22 protein-coding genes, 1 tRNA gene and 1 other RNA gene are annotated in these 22,080 nt (G+C 39.5%); 8 read left to right on the forward strand and 16 right to left on the reverse strand.

Going from position 1 to position 22,080, the window contains the following annotated elements:
• The first annotated feature begins 108 nt into the window (after window positions 1-108).
• Together IQ236_RS12935 and IQ236_RS12940 are read left to right on the forward strand one after the other, a co-directional pair.
• Window positions 109-1,785, forward strand: a complete 1,677-nt coding sequence (locus IQ236_RS12935; RefSeq protein ID WP_193869640.1) for an ABC1 kinase family protein — start codon at window positions 109-111, stop codon at window positions 1,783-1,785.
• Window positions 1,786-1,894: 109 nt separating this feature from the next.
• Window positions 1,895-2,323: a hypothetical protein gene (locus tag IQ236_RS12940; RefSeq protein WP_193869641.1), complete on the forward strand. Its 429-nt coding sequence runs from the start codon at window positions 1,895-1,897 to the stop codon at window positions 2,321-2,323.
• A gap of 13 nt (window positions 2,324-2,336) precedes the next feature.
• On the opposite strand, the gene IQ236_RS12945 is transcribed toward IQ236_RS12940, so the two are convergent.
• Both IQ236_RS12945 and IQ236_RS12950 read right to left on the reverse strand, forming a co-directional pair.
• Entirely contained in the window at window positions 2,337-3,035 is a 699-nt protein-coding gene (locus IQ236_RS12945; protein ID WP_190524677.1) for a potassium channel family protein, read from the reverse strand.
• 34 nt (window positions 3,036-3,069) lie between these two features.
• Window positions 3,070-4,404, reverse strand: coding sequence for a TrkH family potassium uptake protein (locus tag IQ236_RS12950; protein ID WP_193869642.1), 1,335 nt, complete (start codon window positions 4,402-4,404; stop codon window positions 3,070-3,072).
• Between the two features lie 114 nt (window positions 4,405-4,518).
• Between IQ236_RS12950 and IQ236_RS12955 the strand changes: the two genes are divergently transcribed.
• Window positions 4,519-5,376: a methyltransferase domain-containing protein gene (locus IQ236_RS12955; RefSeq protein WP_193869643.1), complete on the forward strand. Its 858-nt coding sequence runs from the start codon at window positions 4,519-4,521 to the stop codon at window positions 5,374-5,376.
• A gap of 65 nt (window positions 5,377-5,441) precedes the next feature.
• Here the strand turns inward: IQ236_RS12955 and IQ236_RS12960 are convergent, their stop codons facing one another.
• The 3 genes from IQ236_RS12960 to IQ236_RS12970 all read right to left on the reverse strand — a co-directional run bounded on the left by IQ236_RS12960 (window position 5,442) and on the right by IQ236_RS12970 (window position 8,384).
• A complete protein-coding gene (locus IQ236_RS12960; protein WP_193869644.1) occupies window positions 5,442-6,419 on the reverse strand; it encodes a helix-turn-helix domain-containing protein in 978 nt (325 codons plus the stop codon).
• A 118-nt stretch (window positions 6,420-6,537) separates the two neighbouring features.
• Window positions 6,538-7,578 carry a hypothetical protein gene (locus IQ236_RS12965; RefSeq protein ID WP_193869645.1) on the reverse strand — a complete coding sequence of 347 codons (1,041 nt, stop codon included), beginning with the start codon at window positions 7,576-7,578 and terminating at the stop codon, window positions 6,538-6,540.
• Window positions 7,579-7,712: 134 nt separating this feature from the next.
• Window positions 7,713-8,384, reverse strand: a complete 672-nt coding sequence (locus tag IQ236_RS12970; RefSeq protein ID WP_072719584.1) for an Npun_F0813 family protein — start codon at window positions 8,382-8,384, stop codon at window positions 7,713-7,715.
• A gap of 264 nt (window positions 8,385-8,648) precedes the next feature.
• Here IQ236_RS12970 and IQ236_RS12975 point away from each other — a divergent pair.
• Both IQ236_RS12975 and ssrS read left to right on the forward strand, forming a co-directional pair.
• Window positions 8,649-8,722 (forward strand) — tRNA-Arg (locus IQ236_RS12975).
• Window positions 8,723-8,906: 184 nt separating this feature from the next.
• A non-coding RNA gene (gene ssrS / locus IQ236_RS12980) (6S RNA) lies at window positions 8,907-9,093 on the forward strand.
• Window positions 9,094-9,158: 65 nt separating this feature from the next.
• On the opposite strand, the gene ureC is transcribed toward ssrS, so the two are convergent.
• From ureC to IQ236_RS13005, 5 genes are read right to left on the reverse strand one after another with little or no spacing between them, the layout of a single operon-like run.
• Window positions 9,159-10,877 (reverse strand): urease subunit alpha, encoded by a 1,719-nt coding sequence (gene ureC, locus IQ236_RS12985; protein ID WP_193869646.1) that lies wholly within the window; start codon window positions 10,875-10,877, stop codon window positions 9,159-9,161.
• Entirely contained in the window at window positions 10,874-11,227 is a 354-nt protein-coding gene (locus IQ236_RS12990) for a DUF4276 family protein (protein WP_193869677.1), read from the reverse strand. Before IQ236_RS12990 ends, ureC begins: the two co-directional genes overlap by 4 nt.
• 21 nt (window positions 11,228-11,248) lie before the next feature.
• Window positions 11,249-11,560: a hypothetical protein gene (locus IQ236_RS12995; protein ID WP_193869647.1), complete on the reverse strand. Its 312-nt coding sequence runs from the start codon at window positions 11,558-11,560 to the stop codon at window positions 11,249-11,251.
• Window positions 11,557-12,738 carry an AAA family ATPase gene (locus IQ236_RS13000; RefSeq protein WP_193869648.1) on the reverse strand — a complete coding sequence of 394 codons (1,182 nt, stop codon included), beginning with the start codon at window positions 12,736-12,738 and terminating at the stop codon, window positions 11,557-11,559. Before IQ236_RS13000 ends, IQ236_RS12995 begins: the two co-directional genes overlap by 4 nt.
• 46 nt (window positions 12,739-12,784) lie before the next feature.
• On the reverse strand, window positions 12,785-13,168 hold the full coding sequence (locus IQ236_RS13005; RefSeq protein ID WP_193869649.1) for an urease subunit beta: 384 nt from the start codon (window positions 13,166-13,168) through the stop codon (window positions 12,785-12,787).
• Window positions 13,169-13,462: 294 nt separating this feature from the next.
• Here IQ236_RS13005 and IQ236_RS13010 point away from each other — a divergent pair, with 294 nt between their 5' ends.
• Both IQ236_RS13010 and IQ236_RS13015 read left to right on the forward strand, forming a co-directional pair.
• Window positions 13,463-13,627 carry a hypothetical protein gene (locus IQ236_RS13010; protein ID WP_193869650.1) on the forward strand — a complete coding sequence of 55 codons (165 nt, stop codon included), beginning with the start codon at window positions 13,463-13,465 and terminating at the stop codon, window positions 13,625-13,627.
• 14 nt (window positions 13,628-13,641) lie between these two features.
• Window positions 13,642-13,950, forward strand: coding sequence for a hypothetical protein (locus IQ236_RS13015; RefSeq protein WP_193869651.1), 309 nt, complete (start codon window positions 13,642-13,644; stop codon window positions 13,948-13,950).
• Window positions 13,951-14,109: 159 nt separating this feature from the next.
• Here IQ236_RS13015 and IQ236_RS13020 read toward each other — a convergent pair whose 3' ends face one another.
• From IQ236_RS13020 to IQ236_RS13035, 4 genes are all read right to left on the reverse strand, one after another.
• A complete protein-coding gene (locus IQ236_RS13020; protein ID WP_193869652.1) occupies window positions 14,110-14,937 on the reverse strand; it encodes an ion transporter in 828 nt (275 codons plus the stop codon).
• Window positions 14,938-14,983: 46 nt separating this feature from the next.
• The gene (locus tag IQ236_RS13025) at window positions 14,984-15,523 is read right to left on the reverse strand and encodes a DUF948 domain-containing protein (protein WP_193869653.1); all 540 of its coding nucleotides are present in this window, start codon (window positions 15,521-15,523) and stop codon (window positions 14,984-14,986) included.
• Window positions 15,524-15,598: 75 nt separating this feature from the next.
• Window positions 15,599-15,949: a YtxH domain-containing protein gene (locus tag IQ236_RS13030; RefSeq protein ID WP_190521515.1), complete on the reverse strand. Its 351-nt coding sequence runs from the start codon at window positions 15,947-15,949 to the stop codon at window positions 15,599-15,601.
• Window positions 15,950-16,205: 256 nt separating this feature from the next.
• Window positions 16,206-16,433, reverse strand: coding sequence for a hypothetical protein (locus tag IQ236_RS13035; protein WP_072718870.1), 228 nt, complete (start codon window positions 16,431-16,433; stop codon window positions 16,206-16,208).
• A gap of 923 nt (window positions 16,434-17,356) precedes the next feature.
• Between IQ236_RS13035 and IQ236_RS13040 the strand changes: the two genes are divergently transcribed.
• Complete coding sequence (locus IQ236_RS13040) at window positions 17,357-18,088, forward strand: glutamine amidotransferase-related protein (RefSeq protein ID WP_190521517.1); 732 nt, start codon at window positions 17,357-17,359, stop codon at window positions 18,086-18,088.
• Window positions 18,089-18,203: 115 nt separating this feature from the next.
• Here the strand turns inward: IQ236_RS13040 and IQ236_RS13045 are convergent, their stop codons facing one another.
• Complete coding sequence (locus tag IQ236_RS13045) at window positions 18,204-20,012, reverse strand: transporter substrate-binding protein (RefSeq protein ID WP_193869654.1); 1,809 nt, start codon at window positions 20,010-20,012, stop codon at window positions 18,204-18,206.
• Window positions 20,013-20,153: 141 nt separating this feature from the next.
• On the reverse strand, window positions 20,154-22,013 hold the full coding sequence (locus IQ236_RS13050) for a serine/threonine-protein kinase (RefSeq protein ID WP_193869655.1): 1,860 nt from the start codon (window positions 22,011-22,013) through the stop codon (window positions 20,154-20,156).
• Window positions 22,014-22,080 lie beyond the last annotated feature (67 nt).

The raw sequence follows: 22,080 nt of genomic DNA on the forward strand, positions 1-22,080 counted from the left end.
AGGTTGATTCGGTATCGGTTGTCCGTTGTTAATGAATAGCCAACCGTCAACCGTCAACTTTTTATCCAAAACCTAACAATTTAACGGTAACAGAGGACTATTACAAGCGTGAATCCACAGGCAGGAACATCAAGACGACGTTATGACCCACAGGAGATTGCCCGCTATTATCGTCGTCGTCCTTGGTTAGCAATTGGGCGAACAATCCTAATCTTATGGCACTTTGCCGGATTTCTTCTGGGTTTATTGTGGGATCAATGGCAACATCGAGACGTTGAACATACCCCCGAACGAGCCGCCCACCTTCGCCATGTTCTCACGGATTTAGGCCCCACCTATATTAAGGTCGGTCAAGCTCTTTCCACTCGTCCTGATTTAATTCGTAAGGATTTTTTAGAGGAATTAACTAAACTTCAAGATCAATTGCCTCCCTTTAATCATGAGCAGGCAATGGCGATTATTGAAGCAGAATTAGACCAAGATTTAGATCTAATTTACAGCGAAATTTCTCCTGAACCCATTGCGGCAGCGAGTTTAGGTCAAGTTTATCGCGCTCGACTGCGAACCGGAGAAGAAGTGGCTGTTAAAGTACAGCGTCCGAATTTATTACCCGTTTTGACCTTGGATTTATATTTAATGCGCTGGGCTGCGGGATGGCTTTCTCCTTGGTTGCCGTTAAATTTAGGTCATGATTTAACCTTAATTGTCGATGAATTTGGGATTAAGTTATTTGAGGAAATTGACTATATTAATGAAGGGCGCAATGCTGAACGCTTCGCTACTTATTTTGCCGATGATTCTCATGTTAAAGTTCCCTCAATTTATTGGCGTTACACCACAACTTGTGTTTTAACTTTGGAGTGGATTAATGGCTTTAAATTGACGGATACGGAACGAATTAAAGCCGCCGGATTAGATCAAGATGCTTTGATTCAAATTGGAGTCACCAGTGGTTTAAGACAGTTGTTAGAATTTGGCTTTTTCCACGCCGATCCTCACCCCGGTAATTTATTTGCTCTGCCCGATGGTCGCATGGCATTTATTGATTTTGGGATGATGGATCAGTTGGAACAAATCACGAAAGAAACCCTTGTGGATTCAGTGGTGCATTTGATTAATAAAGATTATGATCAACTGGCGATTGATTTCGTTAAATTAGGGTTTTTATCTCCCGAAACTAATATTAGACCGATTATTCCGGCTTTAGAATCGGTGTTAGGGGATGTGATGGGAACGAGCGTTAAAGATTTTAATTTTAAAACTATTACCGATAGTTTTTCGGAATTGATGTATGAATATCCCTTCCGAGTTCCGGCTCAATTTGCCTTAATTATTCGCTCTCTGGTGACACAGGAAGGCATTGCTTTGAGTTTAAATCCTGATTTTAAAATTGTGGATGTGGCTTATCCTTATGTCGCCCGTCGCTTATTAAATGGGGAAACTCCAGCGCTGCGCCGTCGTTTAATTGAAGTTTTATTTAAGGATGGAAAATTCCAATGGCAACGGTTAGAAAATATGATTGCGATCGCCCGTTCAGATCGAAATTTTGATCTATTACCAACGGCACAATTAGGATTAAAATATTTACTGTCTGATGAGGGAGACTTCTTACGACGTCAAATTATTTTGGCGTTAACAGAAGATGATCGCCTCCATACCGCAGAAGTTCAACGGTTATGGAGTTTAATTCAACCTGATTTACAACCCAGTCGTTTGTTCGATGCGGCTTGGGGTGCGATCTCCCAATTTTCAACTGATCAAGTTGCTGCTCTTAAACTTTCTTAAACTTTAATGGTTGTCGGTTAATAGTCAACAACCAACACATATAACAGATTCAGACAGATTTCCCTGTTCGGTGTTCCCTGTTCCCTGTTCCCTGATTCAGACATAATTTATGTATAATTCTGCTGATCCACCTTTGCTTTTACTGGTTGCGGGTTTATTCATTGGAATAACTTCCTGTACCGCCTTTGTTGTGACGCTCAAACAACTGTTAAAAGAATGGGCGAAAAATCGAATTGACAGGCAAGATGCCTGTTCCACTAATTTAGCAAACCTGCGAGGTGCTCAAGTCTTTTTTCCCTTTTTGGGAGTGGCGGTGGGAATTTGTATTTTTCTGGCTTCCTGTTTGCAAGTTTTTGCCTTTTCAGGAATCATTGCTTATGGATTTTCTATTCCTTTAACGGTATTAATGGCGGGATTAGTTTGGTATCAGCTAACTCGGTTATTTAATCAACTTGAAGAACGGGGTTTAAGAGGGATTGATTTAGACGATTTAAGTTTAGGTAAAATCATCCCTCAACAAAATCTACAGGATAATTAATCGCGGATAAATTCTAACCCGCTAAACGATTAATATCCTGATTAGAACCCACAACAACAATTAAGGTTCCTTTGTAAAGTCGTCGATTAGAAAGGGGATTAATATCCATTTTATCCCCTTCATTTTTAATTGCTAAAAGATTTAATCCATAGCGACGGCGGAGTTCTAATTCAGCAATGGTTTTTCCATCAAATTCATCAGGAACAATCATCTCTACAATACTATGTTCTGCATCCAGTTCAAATTGTTCAATTAAACGAGGACGGGTTAATTGTCGAGCTAATTGTTGTCCCATTTCTTGTTCGGGAAAGACCACCAAATCCGCCCCAACTTTATTTAATAATTTAACATGGGTTTCCGATGAAGCTTTGGCAATGACATTAGTAACACCCCCTTCTTTTAAGTTTAAAGTGGTGGTAATACTTTCAGCCAAAAAACTACCCACCGCCACAATTACCGTATCAAATTCTAAAATTCCCGCTTCTCGAAGTGCAGAGGTTTCTGTTGAATCTAAGAGTAACGCATGGGAAGCTATTTGATCACTTAATGCTGAAGTTACTCGCTTTTCTTCTTTATCAACCGCCAGAACTTCATAACCGCTTTTGTGCAATGTTGAACAAACGGCACTCCCAAAACGACCTAATCCAATTACAGCAAATTGTTTTTTTTCGGTTCTGAGATTGCGTAAAAAATTCCAAGAAGAGAGATTCATATTGTGGGTTTTCCAGAAAGAGGAAATTAAAGTTTTATCCGACTAAAAGGTTTTCTTCAGGATAGTCAATGGAGGTTGGTTTAGGATCTCCTAAAATTGCTGACATTAACAACAATACCCCAACCCGACCCATATACATTGTACTAATAATAATCAGTTTACTCAAGGGGGTTAAACTCGCTGTAATTCCCGTTGATAATCCCACGGTTGCAAAGGCAGAAACGACTTCAAACAAAATGGGATCGAAATCAATTTCAGGTTGACTTAAAGAGATGAGAATTGTCGAAATACAAATGACGACAAATGAACCCAATAAAACACCAATAGCTTTTAAAATTAAAGGTAATGGAATTTGGCGTTTATAACAAATCACTTCTTCTCGTCCTTGTAAAGCCGAGCGAGTCGCATTGAATAAAATCCGAATCGTTGTGGTTTTAATCCCTCCTCCCGTTCCCCCTGGACTAGCCCCCAAAAACATCAAAATAATCGATACAAATAACCCGCCAACGGTTAATGCTCCATTATTAATGGTATTAAATCCGGCGGTTCGAGTCGTGACCGATTGAAACCAAGCAGCCATGATTTGATCAGGAAAATTAAGGGGTTCTAAGGTTCCTGGATTACGATATTCTGTGAAGAATACTAAAACTGTCCCTAAAATTAATAGAAAAACGGTTGTGGAAGTAACAACTCGAAAGTGAACGGAAAAATCCCGACGCAGGGGATTTTTAGAAAAACGATTCCGAATCCATAAATAAAGTTCTTGAATGACTTGATAACCCATGCCTCCCCAAATAATCAGAAAGGTAATCACAAAATTTAATAAAGGCGAGTGAACATAGCTGATAAAACTATCAGCTAATAAACCAAAACCGGCATTATTAAAAGCATTTAAACTATGAAACAGAGCGAACCATAATCCTTGATTCCATCCTAAATCAGGGACAAATACGAATAACAAGAGAAAAAATCCTGTTAATTCAAAAATAGCTGTGGTTGCTACAATCGATTTTAATAAAGGCACAGCCCCCGCGATTCCCGAAGCGTCTAAGGATTGTTGTAGAGCTAATTTATCTTTGAGGCGAAACCTCCGACCTAATAGTAATAATAAAAAGGTGGTGACAGTCATGTATCCTAATCCTCCCACCTGAACCAGTAACATTAAAATAAACTGGCCCCAAAAGGAGTAAAATTTCCCAACGTCCACAACGGATAACCCCGTCACGCAAACGGCAGAAGTGGCTGTAAATAAAGCCGTTAGAGGATCACCCCAAGTTCCCGTACTCAAGGAAAAGGGCAACATCAGCAACATTGTCCCAACGGTAATTACCGCTAGGAAACCTAAACCTATTGTTCGAGATACGGTCATGGGAGTTTAAGCTCAATCTTCAAGTTAAGTTACAAGACAATTCCGAATCAATAGAATCATACTTTAGAGACGCTTACCGAAGTGTGTCCGAAAAAAATTCTTTGATTGATTCAGATGAACTCAACGTTATATCAACAAATTCAGCAATTCTATGATTCTTCTTCTGGTTTATGGGAAGAAATTTGGGGAGAACATTTACATCATGGATATTATGGGCCAGATGGAACCCTCAAAAAAGAACGACGTCAAGCCCAGATTGATTTAATTGAAGAACTTTTAAACTGGGGATTGACCTCAAACCCTTTGACATTATCTCAAATTCTGGATGTGGGCTGTGGTATTGGGGGAAGTAGCTTATATTTAGCCGATAAATTTCAAGCTGAGGTTACAGGGATTACCCTGAGTCCTGTTCAAGCTAAAAGAGCCACAGAACGTGCCCTAGAAGCCCAGTTAGAGGAAAAAACGAAGTTTTTGGTAGCTGATGCCTTAGAAATGCCCTTTGAGGCGAATCGCTTTGATTTGGTGTGGTCTTTAGAAAGTGCTGAACATTTCCCGAATAAAATTAAGTTTTTGCAGGAGTCCTATCGAGTGTTGAAACCGGGAGGAACGTTACTGATGGCGACTTGGTGTCATCGTCCCTTAGAGGGAAAGGCCGGACAACTCAACGATGCAGAACGTCGTCATTTAGCCGAAATTTATCGGGTTTATGCCTTACCTTATGTGATTTCTTTACCTGAATATGAAGCGATCGCCACTCAAATTGGGTTTAACCATCTCCAAACCGCCGATTGGTCTGTATCCGTTGCCCCTTTTTGGAATACTGTGATTAATTCAGCCTTTGATCTTCGCGCCCTGATGGGTTTAGTATTGAGTGGCTGGACAACGATTCAAGCGGCTCTCGCCTTACCTCTCATGAGTCGAGGCTATGAAACCGGATTGATTCGTTTTGGTTTATTACAAGCAACGAAATAGAGAGAGCAGGGGGAGAACAGGAGAAAGACGGGAAACCCTTTTCTGTCTCCTGTCTGCTGTCTGCTTCAAAATCGATAGACTTGGCCATCAATTAACAATCTAGTGATTCCTTTAGCCTGTAGATAGGGGGCAGCTTTTCTCAGGAGTCGGCCATCGGGGACTTTAAACACCCGTTGGTTTCGTCCTGAGAAACGACTCGCTACCCGGTGGTTATCAAACACAGGAAGGGTTTTTTCCAGAATTTCCTCCTCTGGAATCGTTCCTAACTCACTAAACGCTCTCAGGGGTTTAGCAATCAATTCTGAGGAGCGGTCAATGACTAAATAGCAGGTTCTGGGTAGTGCCGTTTCTGTTAAAGGCAAAATCTTGACTAATGCAGTCCCTCCACTCGTCAGAGAGTGAGAAAATAGACTGTGCCGATTGTCGTCTTCATCCTCATCCTCATCCTCATCATCGCCAAACTCGTCTAGGTAGTCCTCCTCATTATGATTTTCCCCATCCTCGTCTTCTTCGTCTTCCTGGTTTTCCTCGTCATCCTCATTATCTTCATAGTCCCCAAACACATGGCCCCTGGAATCAAGCAGATCTTTTGCTAACAGTTCTTCTAAGCCGGGAGTAGAGGGTTGATAATTAGACGCTTGAGTCTGTATAAAATCTTCTCCTAAAGAATTAGAAGCGTTAGATTCTATAGGCTCCGACTCAAGGGCAGATGAGCGTTTACGCTTACGAGGCAGTATCAGTGTAGATTCGCGGGAAACCTCTACAGGTTCAGGTGTCTCCAAATCAAGAGTGAGTTGGGTTTCGGCAATATCCAAATCACTCAGATCCTCTAGGGAGCGTTTACCCGCACGATGAAGACGCTGTTTTTGAGTTGTCAGAATGTCATAAACATCTTTAGGAACAGCATTTTGCAGGACTCGTCTCACCGTTGAGCTACTGACTCCATAGCGTTCTGCCAAAGTAATCGTTGTTTCCTCTGGCACCTCTTGATAGAGCCTAATAATTTCCTGTTTTTCAGATTCAGAAAGTTTCGTGGATGTCATTGAGTTGGGAGTCACTTCATGTCAAAGGGTTAGGGATGAAAATAGGAATCAGATTTAACGTTGGGGTTAATCAGGGTGATCCGATGGATATCGAGAATTCGACTAACAGGTCAATCGATTAACTTTTCGCCGTGCGTCTGCTCCGTCGGCTTTGACGAGAACGGGTGGAGATGTCGTATTCCAAAATTGCGCCAACCGCAAATAAAACCCCCGTAAACACAAAGAACACCTCTAGCAAACCGCCACTTTCATAGTCCCCTTCCAGTCGGGAGTCAGACCATTTGAAGTACATATCCGCAATGTAAAGGGAAAAGATCGCAAATGCAATCATCCGCCACGATTGAGAAAATCGTCCGCCCCAAAACGCTAAAATCAGGGCTGTTGCTAAAATTAACAGGAAAACATCCCCGATAATATAGAACAAGTTCACCCCGAATTCGAGGGGTTCGAGTTTGCTATCAATGGCTTCTACCCATAAAGGAGCGGGTGAAGTTTCTTCCTCGGATTCAGCAGCAGGCGTTGCTGGGGTTTGAGTGCTCAGTTTTTCTACTTTAGGGGCAGATACCCCAGGAGTCGGGACTGAAGGTGCAGCAACCTGTTGTTCAATGGCAATAGGTTCCGGTGAACCCAGTAATCCAAAAAAGGTCGGACTAGCCACCCACAAACCAAAGGCGGTTCCTGCAACGGCTACCCCCACCAAAGCAACCCACTGTGCAATTTCTAAATCCACTCGTTTAGAAAGAACTGCCAAAATCATCCCCGCACCCAGAAATAGGTAGCTGAGGACGTAAAAGGCATCGGCGATGGAAACCGCAGGATCTAAATGCCAAACCAGTTCCCATACCCCAAACAGGACACCCCCGATAAAGTAGAAAAATACCCCTAACCCGATACACAACCAGACATTGCGACCGCTGACCATCTGGGGACTTTGCCAGTTTCTATAACAGACAATCGCGGCTCCCAGAAATGCCCCTAATTCAAAAAAGTAGGTTCCGATGGAGTACCACAGAGGTAACTCTTCTCCTTCTACCGTCACACTAAACAGCAGGAAGAATAACAAGGCAAGAACAGCCCACACAATCCCTGCAATCACCAAGCCCTGTGCCGAAAACAGGGAGGACGATAAGGAGGACTTTTGTTGTGAAGTGCTACTCATAAGATTAAAATAACTAGCAACTTAAAGAATTAAGACAACCTTGAGAAGCTGATCGTTTTTAACTCCAGCATTTCAACAAGAGTCTTTGGTAAGATCGTCCCATATTTAGGTCAGATCAGCTAGTCTAACATGGGTCAATTCATAATCCAGAGTTTGTCCAAAGCAGACTGACTCAACCAATTGATAAACAGATCCCGATCATCTGGCGATAAATCTTCGAGCACTTCTTCTATCCCTTCAGCAAAACTGGTATTCCCAAAATAGCCTTTCCCTAACTTATAGAGTTCTTGCAGCAAGGTGCAGAGGTGATTCTCTTGCCAAGGTGGAATGTGGAGGCTATCCAGGGGATTTAGGGTCAGTAAGGTTTTTATAGCCTCTGAATGATCGGCTTGGGGAAACTTAGACTTTTGAAAAATTTTGATCAAATCTTTTTCAAAAGAACCCGCTTGTTTCGCCCCTAGCAAATCTTCAATATCAAAGTACACGGCTTGCAAGAGGAGTAAACAGGCTTGAGTCAAAATAGGTAATTTGGTGTCTGTTCCGCCGTGACCTTCTCCCAAGAGTTGATCTAAACGGACTTTTCCCCAAACACTATATCGATCTGATTCTTCTAATAGGACACAAGCTTTTCCCTTGTTATCAGTGAGATCTCGCCACAATGCTCTCGCCTCTTCCGCTTGTTGGGCGCTAAACATTTTCATCAGGCGAAATGTTTGTCCCTGATAATTTAAAACAGGAATCTGCTGATCTTTACTAGGGTGTTGAACCGTTGTTATTTCAACATCCGTTCGTTTCAATATAAACATGACACTTCTGCACCTACTCCTGTCCTGGCGGTCGGCTGTGTCTTTGATTGTAGTCCTTAACTTCTGTCTCCGCCTAGAAGCCTCAGACTTTTCCCGACAAAGATACGCTAGGCAGATCTTTACGGGTGACAGTTGGCTTGAGATCAAACCTCTTATTTCCGCCATTTACTCAGAATAACATGGCATCTGTCAATGGCTTGAGTAAAAGTCTTTTGAGATTGTGTTAAAAATTGAGCAGGAATAAGGTAAAATGTCTTATAGATTGGGTGTGTAACTCAGGTGGATAGAGTAGCGACCTTCTAAGTCGTCAGTCGGGGGTTCGAATCCCTCCACACCCGTTAAAAATCAAGCCTTTCAACCCCTGATTTTTCCCCAAATGTCAGAGCGGAATCTGATGCTCTATCCACTCATTCACTGATTTCTATCGAGCCCGGTACAGTTGAGCATTGTGTATAACCCTTCCTCTTCTACTTTGCGATCCCCCTTCCCATCCTGAAAAAATCCGTTATAATAAGTTTTAAGGTTGTGCTGCGACGTTGGTGGCTTGCCGATATGTTTTTTTGATCTATAGCTTTAAGAATACGGGAACTAAGAAAGTTACAGACGGCAGTAAACCGAGCTTGTACTCGGAAACTTTAAGTCTGGTCGAGGTGCCCACCTGGTTTTAACCAGGTCAAAAGCTGAGGCGACACGGCGTTGCGGTTAACCTTATCAGAATTTTATAGCCTTGATCAAAGGGTTGGGTTTAGCAACAACACCCAACCCTAAATTTTATTAAAATAAGAAATAACGCTGTGCCATCGGTAATATAGTTGCAGGTTCACAGGTTAATAATTGCCCATCTGCTTTGACTTGATAGGTTTCAGGATCTACGTCAATTTTCGGTAAGGCATTATTTAATTTCATATCCGCTTTGCTAATATTTCGAGTTCCTGAAACCGCTACGCATTGTTTTTGTAACCCTAATTGTTCGGGAATTTTAGCGTCTAAAGCGGCTTGAGAAACAAAGGTTAAAGATGTCGAGGCGATCGCTTTTCCAAAACTGCCAAACATGGGGCGACCATGGACAGGTTGGGGTGTGGGAATACTGGCATTTGCATCTCCCATTTGTGCCCAAGCAATTAACCCGCCTTTAATCACTAATTCTGGTTTAACCCCAAAAAAAGCAGGTTTCCATAAACATAAATCGGCTAATTTTCCTTCCGCAATTGATCCGACATAATTAGAAATTCCATGAGTAATTGCTGGATTAATTGTATATTTAGCAATATAGCGTTTTACGCGAAAATTATCATGGGTTTCTTGAGAATTTTTAGACTCAGGTAAAAGCCCCCGTTGTACTTTCATTTTATGGGCAGTTTGCCAAGTTCTAATAATACTTTCTCCCACCCGTCCCATCGCTTGAGAATCAGAAGAAATCATACTAAATGCCCCTAAATCGTGCAAAATATCTTCAGCCGCAATGGTTTCTCGACGAATTCGGGACTCTGCAAACGCGACATCCTCTGGAATATTCCGATCTAAATGATGGCAAACCATCAACATATCCAGATGTTCTTCTAGGGTATTCATCGTATAGGGACGAGTAGGATTTGTAGAAGAAGGCAAGACATTTTTGAGGCTACAAACTTTAATAATATCGGGCGCATGACCGCCTCCAGCGCCTTCCGTATGATAGGTATGAATGACTCGATTTTTAAACGCTTCAATGGTGGTTTCTACGAATCCTGCTTCGTTTAACGTATCCGTATGAATGGCAACTTGCACATCATATTCATCCGCAATATTTAAACAAGTATCAATTGCAGCCGGTGTAGTTCCCCAATCTTCATGTAATTTTAAACCCATCGCCCCTGCAACAATTTGTTCAACTAAACCTTGGGGTTGACTACTATTTCCTTTGCCTAAAAATCCTAAATTCATGGGAAAGGCTTCCGCCGCTTCTAACATTCGATAAATATTCCACGCACCCGGAGTGCAAGTGGTGGCATTTGTTCCCGTTGCGGGGCCAGTTCCACCGCCGATCATTGTGGTAATTCCTGATGCAATGGCAGTCTCTATTTGTTGAGGACAAATAAAGTGAATATGACTATCAATTCCTCCCGCCGTGAGGATCATTCCTTCTCCTGCGATCACTTCTGTGGCAGGGCCGATAATAATATCAATATGATCTTGAATATAGGGATTTCCCGCTTTGCCAATTTTATAAATTTTCCCATCTTTTATCCCTACATCCGCTTTAACAATGCCCCACCAATCAATAATTAAAGCATTCGTAATCACTAAATCGACTGCACCATTTTCACGGGTAATGGGTGACTGTCCCATGCCATCTCGAATCACTTTTCCGCCGCCAAATTTCACCTCATCCCCATAGGTTGTATAGTCGCTTTCTACTTCAATTATTAATTCTGTATCGGCTAATCGAATGCGATCGCCTACTGTTGGCCCAAAGGTTTCTGCATAAGCTTGTCGATCCATTTTATAACTCATAAGTCTTCCTGGGGTAATGATAAGTTTTCTAGGAATTCAACGAAGGGTTTAAAGCATTGAGGACATCTTTCAGCAAGATCCTGATAATTAGCTTGTCCTAAAATCAACGCTGAATCAACTGTTTTTTGATAGGTTTTATTATACGCTTTAAATAATCTTTCAACAATTCTACTGGGTGGCTGATCATGATTTTGGTCTTCTACGGGAATTGTCCAAGAAATCAAGAATTTCTGATCCTTTTTCAAGCCTAGATGGTTTCTGAGTTGATTTTCCGAGGCTAAAACTAAGGCTTCTAAGTCATGTTTGTAGCAAAAGACTTTAAACCTTTGTTTTAATCGATGATCTTCTATTGCTTTTTTTGTTAATTCCTGTTAAAATTGATTAATAATTCCTTCCTTCAGTTCATCATAAGTTGTATGGGGAAACCCTATATTTTTAGGATATAAATCAGGAATAACAACAACCATTGAATTAAGATTACCTGTTAAAATATTAATTGCTTTTTTAGGAATTACCTCTAATAATTCTTTTTTTGCATTCCCACCTCTTTGATTATCCTTTCCTTTCCCTGAAAAGAACTGAATCTTAATACCCTGATTTTGCTTAGTTTCAATAACTTGTTTGAATAATTGTTCCATTGCGAATTTATCTGAATTTCCTTCTACATAAACAATCACTTTCATGTCAGTTGCTCCAATTCATCTGAACGATGTAATTTTTCAATTTCATCTGCTCCAAAATCCTCTAACATATCAATTAATATGGGAAATTCGCAGGGTTTAAAAAATTCAGCTTCTCCCTGTTCTTTACGAATCACGGCAATTTTAGATAAATCAAACTGACTTAGGAAATAGGAAGAATGGGTTGCTAATAAAATTTGAGTCCGTTCTGATGCTTTCTCCAATAGTCCTGCTAAAATAGATAATGTCCGAGGATGTACCCCTTGATCGGGTTCATCAATACAGATTAAACTGGGCGGTTTCGGATGTAAACAAAGGCAAATCCAGCAAATCAAACGTAAAATTCCATCGGATAAATCCGCTAAACTAATAGTTTCATCAACTCCCTTTTCTTGCCAAAATGCAATGACCTCGCCAGGGCCTCCTCGCGCTTTTACCATTAAATTTTTAAACCCTGGAATCATTAATCTTAAAAACAACTGCAATTCATTAAAAATTTCTTGATGTTCCGTTTGTAAATAAAATAAAACAGAACTTAGGTTTCCTGCATCTTCATGAAGAATCGGTTCCTGTTCAATTACAACTGATTTACGGATTTTTTGATTAGCAATATTAAAAGAGCTATAAAATCTCCAATTCTGAATATATTCTCTCAACTCGAATAATAATTCTAAACGTGGATTAGTGATGGTACTTAAAGCTAATTGATTGCGTTTAGATTGAATATCTTGCTTAATTTCTCTAGTGTCAAACCTCCCTGTATCTGGATTTTGAACTCGCCCTTGATTCCCTTGAATATCCATGAAAATATAAGGGTTTTTATATTGATCGCTAAAGGGTTTAGAGGAAACAACTTTTTCATAGGTAATTTGTGTTTTTCCCACAGGGCCAACCAGTTCGCCTTGATAGAGCATAGAAACAGGTCTATTGGTATCAATTTCTAAATTCCATGTAAACTTTTCTGGCCCGGTCAGATGAAAAATTTGTTGACCGATTGATCCCTCTATAATTTCAGTGGGGATCTCTCGATACATACCATCTCGGAGAAATTTCAAAAATTCAAACAAACTGGATTTTCCAGCCCCATTAGCACCTACAATCACTTCTAAAGATTTAAAGTCAGCTTTAAAGTCTTTAAAAGGACGATACCCTTTAATATCAATCGATAATAATCTCATCATTAAAATTTCCAGAGATAATCAATTATTAAAGTTTTACTCATCTATTCTACTTCTTTTTTTTACCTTTTTTGGTTTTATCTTTCTCTTTCTTAGATTTTTTGTCTGACGCTTCTGATGGAACAGTTTTTAGTTGACCTTCTACTAACTTATTAAAGCCATAAATCTCTCGACTTCCGGCTATGGTCACTAACTCGATTTCCCGTTCATCTCCCGGTTCAAATCTAACCGCAGTTCCAGCTGGAATATTTAACCGCATTCCTTTGGTTTGTTCCCGTTTAAATTGTAAGGCTTCATTAACTTCATAAAAGTGATAATGTGATCCAATTTGAATCGGGCGATCTCCGGTATTTGCCACTTTAACCTTTAAGGTGGGACGACCCGCATTAAGTTCTATTTCACCCGGTTTAACAATCAGTTCCCCTGGAATCATTGCTTATTTCCTCTTAAGATGATTAGGATTCTTAATCAGAATACCATGTTTACAGAATTATATGGTATTGCTTAATATTATTATCTAGGATAATTGCTGAATTAGCAAGAATGTTAGGATAACAATAGATTAACGGGAATATTATATTTTATTAATATTTTTTTATTACCTAAGTATAAAATTTTTTGGGGTTGTAACAATTAACAACTGAAAAATCAGTAATAATACCCATGATAAGTTTTGTACAGTTGGTTTATAATCAATAAATAGTTTACAGCATCCATATAAGAAGTTATGAGTAATTTTGGTAAGCAGGTTTTAGTTGGAGTTATCGTCGGGGTACTTACTACTATTATTAGTAACGAAATTACAAACCACCTTCCCGCAGATGGAATAATAGGTGTAATAACAGGTACAATGACCACCTTCTTAGCTGCAACAATTGGAAAATCTAATTAGTAAAAGCATTAAACATGGATATATTTTTACACAATTTACAAATTTTTCCAGTTGTCCTAAATGTCATTGAATCTTGTCAGCCTCCCAATCCTCTACAGTGGGGAATGATTATTGGTTTAGTTGCTACGGCTGGGTTAGTAACGGTTGTTGCTGCTGGTGTCACAGTTGCATCAATCGCTACCACACTCGTTACAATGATTATGGCTGGTTCGAGTATTGAAACAATAGCAGCAGCTATCACAGGTGATGTTGCTACTGGAGGTGGTTTGACAACAATTATTGGTGGACTGGTTGTGTCTATCCGAGGAATATTAGGTTGTTGAGGTACTGATTTTTAAGTTCTATGCAATGAGTCTAAAACGAAACTAATGATAGTTTTTGTAGGGTGCGTAAGCGTAGCGCACGCACCAAAATCTTGTTAATTCATAATAAGTTGGGTTAATTCATAATAAGTTGGTGCGTGCGGCTTCGCCTTACGCACCCTACGAGTTGGAGGGATTTAAGGGGGTTCCACATCGTTTACAAAAACGGGCATCTTTATCATGAACTGACCAGCCACAACCGACACAAATCGTATCAATATGATTGGATGCTTTAACTAATTGTTTAATTAAATCTCCTAATTGCCAAGGAATTAAAGCTATTCCGGTTAATATCATTAATATGGTTAAAAATCGCCCCATTTCTGATAGGGGGGTAACATCTCCAAACCCTACGGTTGTCATGGTGACAACGGAAAAATACACCGCATCTAAGAAGGTTTTAAAGATTTCTGGGTTAACAGGATGTTCAACTTGATAAATCAGGCCAGAAAATATAAAAATAATCGTTAATAGTGTAAAAATAATTCGAGCAAAAATAATCCCATCTTCAGTTTGAATTCTGAAAACAGATATTTTTACATCAATAAATCGGATTAATCGGAGAACTCTAAACCAACGAAAAATCCTTAAATAACTAATATTTAAAAATCTTAAAGATCCTTGTATTATAATCAATAAATCAATTAATGATAAAGGATCTAATACAAATTTTTTTTTATTTTCAGCAGCCCAAAATCGAATAACATACTCAATAGTAAATAAAATTAAAATAATAAAATCTAATAATTCTAAACGAGAACGAACATTCGCATAAAGGGGATAGGTTTGAGCGATAAAACTAGCTAAGGAGATTAATATAATTCCCGTTAAAGTTAAATTTATGGTTTTCCCCAAAGGCGTTTCAATATCGTCTAAATAAAAGGCTACTTTCTTGCGTTTTTCTTCCCAAAAGTCTAAGTTAGATGGGGATAATTGTGGATCTTCCATAAATTTAAAGGATGCGATCGCCTATACAAACCGCTTTTAATCTGTGTTAATAATCTTTTTTCTTAAAAGCATGATGATTTCCTTCAGGATCTTCATCTTCTAACTCAAAATTTGCCTCAGAATAAAGTTCTAAGCGTTGAATATTTCGCTCTCTGAACTGATGGGAATTTCTACTCCCTGACAAACGATTTCCTGAGCGACGTTGGGACTCAGAGGGGGACGTTTTGCGCGTAAAGGTTTTCCACGCCACGCGAATTCCGGTGAAAATACTGCCTGTGGTAGATTGCAATTTTCTAGCTTGTTGTTTAGCGCTATCTAAGCCTAAATCCACTTGTTTAACCACTTGACTCGCGCTTTGTACCCCTTCGCTAACATCCTCCGTCAGTTCGGTAATTTCTAACCCGGTTAACCGAATCGATTCCAAAGTCGGTGGAAATTCACGGGAGAGAGTATCCGCTAATTTTTCCACACTTCTAGCTGCCCGTGCAATGGCTTGCAAGGCAGGTAAGGCAACAACAACAACAGCAGTAAGGCTGACTGCCACAAAAAATAGCGACAGTGCCAGCCAAAACAAAGGTTCAGTCACTGGATTTCCATCAATAACAGTTTGGGGTTTATTCGCCTTCAAAGTATAGCGATTTTTAGGCGCAATCCCCCATTGTTAACGTTCCCGTATGATTTTTTGAGACTCTGGTAGATGGTTTTCAACTTCTAACTTCTGTTGGGTTTGTCGCTGTTGTTGGCTGGCTTCTAACCCGGCTGCAATGGATTCTTTAAGCCGAATTAAGGTTTCATCCCAATTGCGTAATGCAGACTCAGACAGTCGATTTGCCTGTAACTGAACGTTAGTGGATAGATCTTCTGCAAGTTCGGGTAAGGCATCGGCTGATTTTTTGAGTAACTTTCTCGTTTCTTTCCCAGAACGAGGGGCTACCAACAAACCAGCCACCGTACCCACGACAGACCCTAAGACAAAACCACCTAAAAATTGTCCTAACCGTTGATTTGACATATTGAATCGCAGTACAAATTCTATCCCCGTACTCTATTTATTCTATTAAGAAAATGGTTATAATAACCACTAATCCCTGAAAGGGATTGAAACCAATCAAAATCAACAGACAAGATTACCGATTAGGGGGATGGGAGATTTTCAACCCCAAACTCCCCTTAAAAACCGCCGCCATAACACTTATAACTTGGATTTAGTGTGTTGGCAATTGGGACAGCTTATAGTTTGTTCTTAATCACCTTAACAGTTGCTATCATTAAGCGACTTCCAGACGATGGGGTGTTAAAGTTCGGGTTGTTAAAGTCATGGAATGATTATTTAAAATTTGATGAAGTTGTTCAGCTTCTTCATCGGTAAATTTTAGAGTTTGATCACCCAAAAAATTGACAACTAACGGACTGCCCATTTCATGAGTTAAACGTTGCCAACAAATCACTGCATCAAGGCTAAATCCAAAATTTTTAACTTGAATAAAACGTGACATGGTTATTCTCCTATTTCTAAAGTTATAGGGCAGATCCCTATAAAAATTAGGCTATGAATCTGTTAGCATTCTCTCCTAATGAAAAGACTTCTAAACAAGTTTGATCTTGCTTTCCTATTGTTCCTAATTGTCACAGATATACACATCTAACTTAGGAAAGATTTCCCTTCCCCCCTGATTAGAATCTTAAAAACCTTCTGACAATACAATCTCAACGTTGTCAAATTCTGTTTGTGAATAAAAATTAATTTCTCAAAAATTGTATTAAAAAATACAACAGAATTTGGAAAAACCTATTGGCTTATGGCTTGAAGACGGCTATACTAGCAACACAAACGAATGATTAATCTATCTCGTTAGTAGCCCTCTATACTAAGGGTTCTTTCCGTTTTATGGTTTAATAACGGACTCAGCTTGTCGTTAGTTGGAATGGTGTATTGCGCTTACAAGGTCTGTCAACAACCCACCACTGACTTGAGTACAAGTACAGTGGGGGCTTGAAATACAGCCCTAGTTGACCCGCCTAAGTCTTAACTGACTCCGTTATTTAGGTCACGACACCGGAAAATGCGTAGCTAGTTTTCCGCTCTGTCGCTGAGTATTAAACAACCATTTGGGAGGCAGTGTACTCAGCCGAAAAAGCCTGGATAACATTGGCCAAGCTAACATTACCCTAGAAATAGGAGGGGGAGAAATCCCCAAACCCAATTAAACGCCCTACCGAGGCGGGTCTAACCAGAACAATATCGGTAGCCTCAATCCTGTAATCCCAACAGGTATGCCGGGGAGTTTCGCCACTTCTGAGGCACAACGGTTTTCTCTAACCCACAAGAATTCACTATGTTGCATAGACCCCGCCCTCCCTTTCCTCTCACCGCCAAGCTGAGTATAGCTATGGCGGGAGTCGACCGGGAGGAAGAAAGATGAAAAATATTCTGGTTATTATTCATCAACCCACCACCGAAACAGGGCGGGTGGGACAAATTCTAACGTCCTATGGTTATAAATTGGATATTCGCCTTCCCAGTCAGGGGGATGCTTTACCCCATCATTTAGAAAAACATGAGGCTGTGATTGTTTTTGGGGGGCCCATGAGTGCCAATGATGAAAATACGTTACCTTATATTCGGACTGAATTGAACTGGATTTCCCTGGTTTTAGAGTCCAAAAAACCCTATTTAGGCATTTGTTTAGGGGCTCAACTGTTAGCCAAAGTGTTAGGGGCAAAAGTCTCGTTTCATCCTGAAGAAATTCGAGAAATTGGCTATTTCCCCATTACCCCAACCGTCGAAGGACAAGGTTATTTTAACGCTCTACAATACGTTTATCAATGGCATCAAGAAGGGTTTGAATTACCATCTGGCGCAGTCTTATTAGCAACGGGAAAAGATTTTCCTAACCAGGCATTTCGTTATGGGAAAACGGCCTATGGTTTGCAATTTCACCCAGAAATGACTGAAGAATTAATGAAACGGTGGATAGAGCGAGGAAGGGAACAATTAACCTTACCCGGAAGCCAATCTCTAACGGAACAACTTCATAAACATCATTTGTATGGAACTCAGGGGGAAAAATGGTTAAAAACCTTTCTTCCGAGTTGGATAAATTCGATTCACCCAGAACAAAACTTGCTGTTAGAACGACGTTCGGCTTAATTTAAAATAAAATTAGATCAGTTATTAGTTATAACAGTGGTGGCAAAGACTAATACAGCAAACCTAGACTTGTGTTCCTCCTTTTCCTCCTTTTCCTCCTGTTCCCTGTTCCCAGTTAAGCTGTTCCCTGTTCACTAATATAATGTAAACACCATTGGTTTTTGCCATTATTTTTAGCTTTATAAAGGGCTTTATCCGCTTCAGAAATTAACACTTCAGGAGAAGACTGTAACTCAGGAATTTGACTCGCAACCCCTAAACTCACTGTAACATATTTCTCGACTAAAGAAGTCTTATGAGGGATCTGAAGTTGTTGCACTTCCATATTAATTCGAGTTGCTACTTGTGAGGCATCAAATAAGGCGGTGTGGGGTAAAATAACCGCAAATTCTTCTCCACCATAACGCGCCACCACGTCAAACCCATTTCTAACGGCTGTTTTAATCGCTTGAGCTACTTGTTGTAAACAGTCATCTCCTTTTTGATGGCCGTAGGTATCGTTATAGTTTTTAAAGTAATCAATATCGCATAAAATTAATGCTAAAGTGGTTTCAGTTATTAAATGTTGATTCCATACAGATTTTAGACATTCATTAAACCAATATCGATTGGCTAATTTAGTTAAACTATCTGTAATTGCCATGTGTTTTAATTCTTTATTAACCTCTTGTAACGTAATTTCAATCCGTTGACGTTCTTCAATTTCGGTTTTTAATTGTTGCATCGTCAATTCTAAGCGTCGGCTATTGGCTTCTAATAAACAACTATATTGAATCCCTTGAGAAACTTCTGCTAACATATCAATCACTAAATCCGCTTGCAGAAAATTTTTTAACTCCTCCACTCCTAACCAAGGTAAAGGTTTAATTAAATCGGGACTTTTCCAAATAATTTCAAACTGTTTAGATTCGGTTACTCGACCCATATAACAATGTTTCCATAAATGATGGTTAGATTCAACTTTAACCCGTCCTCCCGGTGCTTCAAAGGTTTGATCATAAGCAGCTTTTTTAACAAGATCTGTTTCAAAACTATTGGCTTTTTCTACAGCATTTTTCCAAAGATAAACTTGAAAATAAGCAGCTTCAATGGGGTCAGAAGTCACTCGCTCGGTTCCATATAAAGCTTTAAAATTATTCACAAATTCTTGATTATGGGCGCTATTTAAGCTTTGAAAATAACTCCAACAAGCATAATGACCCACACTCGCTTCACCCATACTCTGAACCTCTGATTCTGAAACACTCACTGCTACAATGGGCATCTCTGAGGGTGAAATTCTAGCTTCATAATAAGCTTGATAGAAATAGAAATTACTATCCCCATTTAAAGTATTAAAAATGACATCGGGTTTTAAATTTTTGATTTCATCAATAATATCGAAAAATCTTTGATCTCCCAAAGTAAAATAGTGTTCTCCAACAACAGTTCCGCCTTTTTGTTTCAGAAGGGATTTAATTAATTTATGGGCTGTCCGAGGAAATACATAATCTGCACCTAATAAATAAAATCGTTTTCCTAGGTTTTGGAGTGCCCAACTCACCGCAGGTTGAATTTGTTGATTTAAACAGGAACCGGTATAAAAAATATTAGGAGAAGATTCTAACCCTTCATATTGAACAGGATACCAAAGTAAAACATTATATTCTTCCATTAAAGGTTTTACTGCTTTTCGAGAAGCCGATGTCCAACAGCCAAATATTGTGCTGACTTGATCGATTTCTAGTAATTTTTGGGCTTTTTTTTCAAACACTAAAATATCAGACGCACCATCTTCAATTAAGGGTTCAATTTCATATCCTAAAATCCCTCCTTGAGCATTAATTTCTGTAATTGCCATTAAGGTTGATTCTAACAAGGGGGTTGCACTCATTGCCATGGTTCCGCTTAAGGAATATAAAAGACCAACTTTTATTTTTTTCATAGGGTTTAATATCCTTTAGAATCTCATAGAGTCTGGTGTTACTAAGAATCTGAACATCAATGATTACATCGGTTTAATTTTGGCAAAAACCGGATCAATTTTTAGTTCGTTTGAATACCCTTAATCAGAAGAGAAAAGGTGTTAACGAGTTTCTAGGGTTAACTCATACTCAAAAGGTTGAGAAGAGTTAGACACAACTACAAATTCATAATCGCCAGACTCCTGCAAGCGACCTGACCAACGAGTCTTAGGAGAATCTTCTAATAAAGATTGGGATTTTTGTGTTATACCAGGGGTATAAATTGAAAGTAACGTTGAGGGTTTTGGAGACTTGAGATGCACTTGCAAAACTTGATTTTTATTAAAGCGAGCAATATAGGCTTTTCCTTCTCCGGGTTTTAGGGTTTCTTTTAACGTTTTTCGAGTTTTTTGCGAGGCAAATTCCACTCGTTCCCAAGTTAATCCCGCTTGTAACTGATGAACAACATCATCGGTAAAAGCTTGCCAAACTTGTCCTATGGGCAACTCTAATAAATTGGCGGTTCTTGATTGTTCAGGAAATAAATAGAAAAATTTGGCATCTGCTAAATCATACAAGGATTGACTACTTAATTGTAACTGATTAACGGTGGCTTTCCAGTGATCAAGATCATCCAAACGATAGGTTCCTAATTTCAGCCGAGATTCCTCACTTAATTGTCCCAGACGTTGCAAGAATTCATCGGCAATTTGATGCCATCGTTGTCGCCAAATGGCATCGGAGGAACTATCTGTTAAGGTTCTTCCTTGTTGTTCAGGATAGCGAGTATAAAATTCTTCATTCACTAAATTAACAAAAAAGTTAAAATTAATCCCTAATAAACGTCTTTCATCCCTTAAGGCTTCTTGTCGTTCTTGTTCTGTCCCCGGAATTTGATATAAATCTGCATAATGGTTTAACCAATAGCGTCCTCCTAACCACCCGAACCCTCCCAGGATTAAAATTGAAACAAATATTAATAAAGGCATTTTAAGACCCGCAGATATTCTTCCTGGAGTGGGAGAAACTTGGGGAGATAAACTTTGGTTTTGGGTTAAGGAAACTGTTCCCTGAGTCAGGGGAGTCGAGGGTTTTGGCAAAGACTGAGTTAGGGGAGAATTTAGGGTTGAAAGTGCTGCTAGAACATCCTGAGCCGATGGAAAGCGATCGCTTTGATGATACGCTAACATTTTCTCTAAAATAGCCCCAAATTCTGGGCTTAAATTTGTGTATTTTTTCCAATTCCAAATTAACGTTTGAGGATCAATTAATTGTTGAGGTTCCTTCCCTGTTAATAACACAAATAGGGTGGCTGCTAACCCATATAAATCACTGTGGGGATAAACCCTTCCTAAACGCATTTGTTCATCGGGAGCATACCCAACTTTTCCTAAGCGAGTGGGGGTTGGATTTTGACCTTGTTGTGCGGCTAATTCTGATTCAACTTTAGCTTGAATTAATTTAACACCCCCGAAATCAATTAATATGGGTAAACCGTCTAATTGACGTTGAATAATATTGTCAGGGGAAATATCTCGATGAATCACACCATAGCTGTGAATATAATCCAAAACGGGTAACAGTTGGAGTAAAAATTGAATCATTTCTGCTTCAGTAAAGGGCAAGCCTTGGCGTAACCGTTGATTCAATAAACTCCGATAATTCAATCCTTCCACATAATCTTGGACTAAAAATAAATAGCCTTTATTATCAATGGTTTCTCGAAATAACTCTCGAAACTGAGGAATTTGAGGATGTTTCAATTTATAAAGAATTTCTGCTTCCCGTTCAAATAATTCCTGAGATTTTTTTAAGGCAAAACTTCCTTGTACCTGGGGGGCAAATTCTTTTAAAACACAAAGTTCATCAAACCGATGTTGGTCTTGTGCTAAATAGGTGCGTCCAAAACCTCCATGTCCTAACTCACGGACAATGGTGTAATGGTTTCTCAGAACAATACCGGGGTAAATTAATTGACTCATTCGCTGTTAGGGTAAAAAAGGAGTGTTAAACGGTTCAAATCTGTCTAAATTGAGAGTAGCAATTTAT

Origin of the sequence: Planktothrix mougeotii LEGE 06226 (assembly GCF_015207485.1) — a bacterium.
GTDB lineage: Bacteria > Cyanobacteriota > Cyanobacteriia > Cyanobacteriales > Microcoleaceae > Planktothrix.

Excerpts from the sequence above, each read along its gene's own strand:
- IQ236_RS13020 (WP_193869652.1), bottom strand. The coding sequence starts at position 14,937 with ATGGAAGATCCACAATTATCCCCATCTAACTTAGACTTTTGGGAAGAA.
- IQ236_RS13005 (WP_193869649.1), bottom strand. The coding sequence starts at position 13,168 with ATGATTCCAGGGGAACTGATTGTTAAACCGGGTGAAATAGAACTTAAT.
- IQ236_RS12940 (WP_193869641.1), top strand. The coding sequence starts at position 1,895 with ATGTATAATTCTGCTGATCCACCTTTGCTTTTACTGGTTGCGGGTTTA.
- IQ236_RS12970 (WP_072719584.1), bottom strand. The coding sequence starts at position 8,384 with ATGTTTATATTGAAACGAACGGATGTTGAAATAACAACGGTTCAACAC.
- IQ236_RS13045 (WP_193869654.1), bottom strand. The coding sequence starts at position 20,012 with ATGAAAAAAATAAAAGTTGGTCTTTTATATTCCTTAAGCGGAACCATG.
- ureC (WP_193869646.1), bottom strand. The coding sequence starts at position 10,877 with ATGAGTTATAAAATGGATCGACAAGCTTATGCAGAAACCTTTGGGCCA.
- IQ236_RS12955 (WP_193869643.1), top strand. The coding sequence starts at position 4,519 with ATGAACTCAACGTTATATCAACAAATTCAGCAATTCTATGATTCTTCT.
- IQ236_RS13035 (WP_072718870.1), bottom strand. The coding sequence starts at position 16,433 with ATGTCACGTTTTATTCAAGTTAAAAATTTTGGATTTAGCCTTGATGCA.
- IQ236_RS13000 (WP_193869648.1), bottom strand. The coding sequence starts at position 12,738 with ATGATGAGATTATTATCGATTGATATTAAAGGGTATCGTCCTTTTAAA.
- IQ236_RS13015 (WP_193869651.1), top strand. The coding sequence starts at position 13,642 with ATGGATATATTTTTACACAATTTACAAATTTTTCCAGTTGTCCTAAAT.
- IQ236_RS12945 (WP_190524677.1), bottom strand. The coding sequence starts at position 3,035 with ATGAATCTCTCTTCTTGGAATTTTTTACGCAATCTCAGAACCGAAAAA.
- IQ236_RS12950 (WP_193869642.1), bottom strand. The coding sequence starts at position 4,404 with ATGACCGTATCTCGAACAATAGGTTTAGGTTTCCTAGCGGTAATTACC.
- IQ236_RS13050 (WP_193869655.1), bottom strand. The coding sequence starts at position 22,013 with ATGAGTCAATTAATTTACCCCGGTATTGTTCTGAGAAACCATTACACC.
- IQ236_RS13010 (WP_193869650.1), top strand. The coding sequence starts at position 13,463 with ATGAGTAATTTTGGTAAGCAGGTTTTAGTTGGAGTTATCGTCGGGGTA.
- IQ236_RS12995 (WP_193869647.1), bottom strand. The coding sequence starts at position 11,560 with ATGAAAGTGATTGTTTATGTAGAAGGAAATTCAGATAAATTCGCAATG.
- IQ236_RS13040 (WP_190521517.1), top strand. The coding sequence starts at position 17,357 with ATGAAAAATATTCTGGTTATTATTCATCAACCCACCACCGAAACAGGG.
- IQ236_RS13030 (WP_190521515.1), bottom strand. The coding sequence starts at position 15,949 with ATGTCAAATCAACGGTTAGGACAATTTTTAGGTGGTTTTGTCTTAGGG.
- IQ236_RS12965 (WP_193869645.1), bottom strand. The coding sequence starts at position 7,578 with ATGAGTAGCACTTCACAACAAAAGTCCTCCTTATCGTCCTCCCTGTTT.
- IQ236_RS12960 (WP_193869644.1), bottom strand. The coding sequence starts at position 6,419 with ATGACATCCACGAAACTTTCTGAATCTGAAAAACAGGAAATTATTAGG.